At 54.6% G+C, this 3,366-nt stretch carries 5 protein-coding genes; 3 read left to right on the forward strand and 2 right to left on the reverse strand.

Translation table 11 applies throughout. The annotated features are described in order from the left end of the window. Together IJN28_07435 and IJN28_07440 are read left to right on the forward strand one after the other, a co-directional pair. A partial coding sequence (locus tag IJN28_07435) for an ACT domain-containing protein (protein ID MBQ6713599.1) occupies positions 1 to 226 on the forward strand: 226 nt, incomplete at its 5' end. A 135-nt stretch (positions 227 to 361) separates the two neighbouring features. After that, entirely contained in the window at positions 362 to 1,366 is a 1,005-nt protein-coding gene (locus tag IJN28_07440; protein ID MBQ6713600.1) for an aldo/keto reductase, read from the forward strand. On the opposite strand, the gene IJN28_07445 is transcribed toward IJN28_07440, so the two are convergent. After that, positions 1,263 to 1,607: a hypothetical protein gene (locus IJN28_07445; GenBank protein MBQ6713601.1), complete on the reverse strand. Its 345-nt coding sequence runs from the start codon at positions 1,605 to 1,607 to the stop codon at positions 1,263 to 1,265. The genes IJN28_07440 and IJN28_07445 overlap by 104 nt on opposite strands. Positions 1,608 to 1,649: 42 nt before the next feature. Here IJN28_07445 and IJN28_07450 point away from each other — a divergent pair, with 42 nt between their 5' ends. Further along, positions 1,650 to 2,528 (forward strand): NAD(P)/FAD-dependent oxidoreductase, encoded by an 879-nt coding sequence (locus IJN28_07450; protein ID MBQ6713602.1) that lies wholly within the window; start codon positions 1,650 to 1,652, stop codon positions 2,526 to 2,528. Here IJN28_07450 and IJN28_07455 read toward each other — a convergent pair. After that, on the reverse strand, positions 2,479 to 3,366 hold an 888-nt coding region (locus tag IJN28_07455), incomplete at its 5' end, for a hypothetical protein (protein ID MBQ6713603.1). The two genes, IJN28_07450 and IJN28_07455, sit on opposite strands and share 50 nt — an antisense overlap.

The following is a 3,366-nucleotide window of genomic DNA, read 5'->3' on the forward strand; positions in this document are numbered from 1 at the left end:
CATCTGTCCGCATATCAACAGACCGGGCGTTATCGGTACAGTCGGTACGCTCCTCGGCGGCAAAGGCATCAACATCAGCGGCATGCAGGTCAGCAAAACGGAAGACCAAGGCACTAACATCATGGTACTTACGGTAGACAACGATGTACCGCCTGCTGTTATGGAAGAAGTTTTGGCGATCGACGGTATCTTCGGTGCAAAACTCGTAGACTTCCACGCACTCTAAGAAATAAGAGAAAACTGCCGAAGGGACTTTTCCCTCGGCAGTTTTTCGCATGAAAAAGAATGGGTGACTGACACGCCTATGCGAATCATTCAATAACATTCCTACTATTATATAGAAGTAAATGGAGGAACTTATATGAAAAAACGCATCCTCGGTAAAACAGGTCTTGCCGTCACAGAGATCGGCTTCGGTGCACTCCCGCTCCAGCGTTGTACGATGGAAGAAGCAGGCGTCGTCTTAAACGCCGTCTTAGACGCAGGAATCAACTTCATCGACACCGCGCGCGGATACACCGACAGCGAAGAAAAGATAGGCGCGCATATCGCAAACCGCAGAGGCGAATACTATCTTGCGACCAAGACGGTCAAACGGACGAAAGCAGAAGCGGCGGCAGAACTTGAAACGAGCCTCCGTAACCTCAAGACAGACTACATCGACGTATACCAATTCCACAACGTCAAATATCAGTCCGACCTCGATGCAATATTAGCCGAAGGCGGTGCGTATGAAGCTGCTCTCGAAGCCAAAGCACAAGGCAAGATCCGCCATATCGGTATCACAGGTCACGACCCTGCGCTCATGGCAAAAGCTATCGCAACAGGCTTTTTTGAAACAGTACAAGTACCATTCAACTTCATCGAGCAGAACGCGCTCAAAGAACTTATCCCGCTCGCCGAAAAAATGAACATCGGCATCATCGTCATGAAACCCTTGGGCGGCGGTCAGATACAGCAAAAATCGCGCTCGCTTCGATTCATTCTGCAGCATCCTATCACGGTCGCGATCCCCGGCATGGACGAAGTGAAGCAAATTGAAGAAAACATCGCCGCAAGCGATGCCGAGCCACTCACCGAAGCGGAGCTTGCCGAAATGCAGAAAGAAGCCGAAGAACTCGGCCCGAACTTCTGCCGCCGCTGTGCATACTGCGCACCGTGCACCGTCGGCATCGACATCGCACAATGCTTTATCTTCCACCTGCAATACACAGCCTACGGCATGCAGGACTCTATCCCTGCCAGATACGCAGGTCTTGATGTCAAGGCATCTGCCTGCATCGACTGTGGTGTGTGCGAAACGCGTTGTCCGTATGACATTCCGATCCGCGAGCGTCTTCGTCAAGTGGCGAAAGACTTGGGCTAAGCTCCACAGCAAGATATCCGAACCTTGAGGCAAGCTTCGGATATACATGGCAGAACAAAAATGCCGCACCGACCCCGACCATGCTGAACGGTATGCCGACAACGAGCATACTTGCGAGCGAGAACGGGTCACGGTCGACAACTGCAAGAAACGACCCGATGAATAAAAATCCCGCCATCTGCGTCACAAACAGCGGAGCGATGAGCGGGCGCGGGTCTATCTTCATAACGAAGTATCGCACATTAGACCACTCCTTTTAAATAAGAATAAAGTGAGGGAAACCATGAACGACATCTACGATATCGCCATCATCGGAGGCGGTCCCGCGGGACTGTCTGCCGCTCTCACCGCGCGTATCCGCGGGCAAAAAGTCGCCCTGTTCGAACATCTCGACTTCAGTCGTAAGCTGCAGCGCGCCCACGACGTAGACAACTACCTCGGCATGCCGCATCGCACAGGTACGGATATCATGCGCGAGATGGCAGACCATGTACTGGCACACAAGCCCGACGTCATTCGCGAGAAGGTCATCTCCGTATTCCCCGGCAAAAAAGATTTCACCATCGCCTGCAAGGAAGAGATGTACACCGCAAGCGCCGTCATCATTGCGACAGGCGTGACGAGCAGTAAGCTGTTTGATGGCGAAAAACAGCTCCTCGGCAAAGGCGTCAGCTATTGCGCAACGTGTGACGGGATGTTCTTCCGCGGAAAAACAGTCGCCGTCATCTCCTATGGGCAGGAAGGCGAGAGCGATGCCTGCTACCTTGCGAACCTCTGCAAAGAAGTCTACTACATTCCGCAATACCGCGCCGACATGAACCTGCGCGCCGACAATATTATTGTAGAAAACGTCGTCCCGCGCCGCATCGAAGGCGAGAAAAAGACCGAACGACTTGTGACGAACAAAGGCGAACTTGCCGTAGACGGCGTATTTATCATACGCGAATCCGACCCTGTCGAAAACCTTGTCAGAGGACTTACCCTCGACGGTACGCATATCGCCGTCGATCGACAGATGCGCACGAACATCAAAGGGCTCTACGCCTGCGGTGACAATACAGGCAGACCGTATCAGGTATCAAAAGCCGTCGGCGAAGGCCTTGTCGCCGCTCTCAGTGCCGTAGAGTACCTCCACGAACAGGCAAACACAGCCGAATCGTAAAGATAAGGCTCACAAGACCGAGCATCGGCAAGACCGACTGCACCAGCGTCGTAAATCCTGCCTGACTGGCGGCGAAGCATACGGCAAGAAAAAATGCCGAACAGACACGCTCCGACCGTACGTACGGCGCACATAGCCGACACGCGCCGATGAGTGCACCGAGCGCACTCGTCACCATCGACAGAGATAAGATGAGCGCGTATCCGCAGTAGCATGACGCATCCTGCATCTCGGCGACCATCAGCATCGGGATCGGCTCGCGCACGGCTTCTTCATAGTGGAGCATCACCACCAAAAGAAGCATCGCAAGCAAAAGAAACAGCGTCGTGCCTGCCAGCACCGCGCCTATGCGTATCGCGAGCGGTCGCATCGGAGGCAGAGAGATGAGCGCAGGCAGACACATCGCCAGATTGTACGAAGCATAGTAGAGGCAGTCCGTCAGCAAGGGCATCGGTACAGGCGAAATGACCATCATCGGCAAAAGATGATCGCGGTGATAAAAGAGCGAACAGACTGCCATCACAGCTACGACGACGATCACGAGCGGCGTCACCGCCATATTCGCAAGCGGCAGCATACGCGTACCGCCGAGCGACAGCGCGCAGAGAAGCACGGCAAGCGCACCGGTGCCGACGACGGAAGGAACGCCCAGCGATGCACCGAGCGCACCTGCGCCCGAGAGCATCACAGACAGCATCGTCAGCCAGAAGATGCCCAGCATCGCACGCATGACGGGAGAAGCCCTGCCGAACAAAAGGCGAAGCACATCATCACGGCTCTCTGCCTTGCGGGCGATGAGCATCAGACGCGCACCCAGCAGTGCAAGCACCGCGCCTGC

It is taken from the genome of Selenomonadales bacterium, assembly GCA_017442105.1.
GTDB lineage: Bacteria > Bacillota > Negativicutes > RGIG982 > RGIG982 > RGIG982.

Coding starts and splice junctions, on each gene's coding strand:
- IJN28_07440 (MBQ6713600.1), top strand. CDS start 362: ATGAAAAAACGCATCCTCGGTAAAACAGGTCTTGCCGTCACAGAGATC.
- IJN28_07450 (MBQ6713602.1), top strand. CDS start 1,650: ATGAACGACATCTACGATATCGCCATCATCGGAGGCGGTCCCGCGGGA.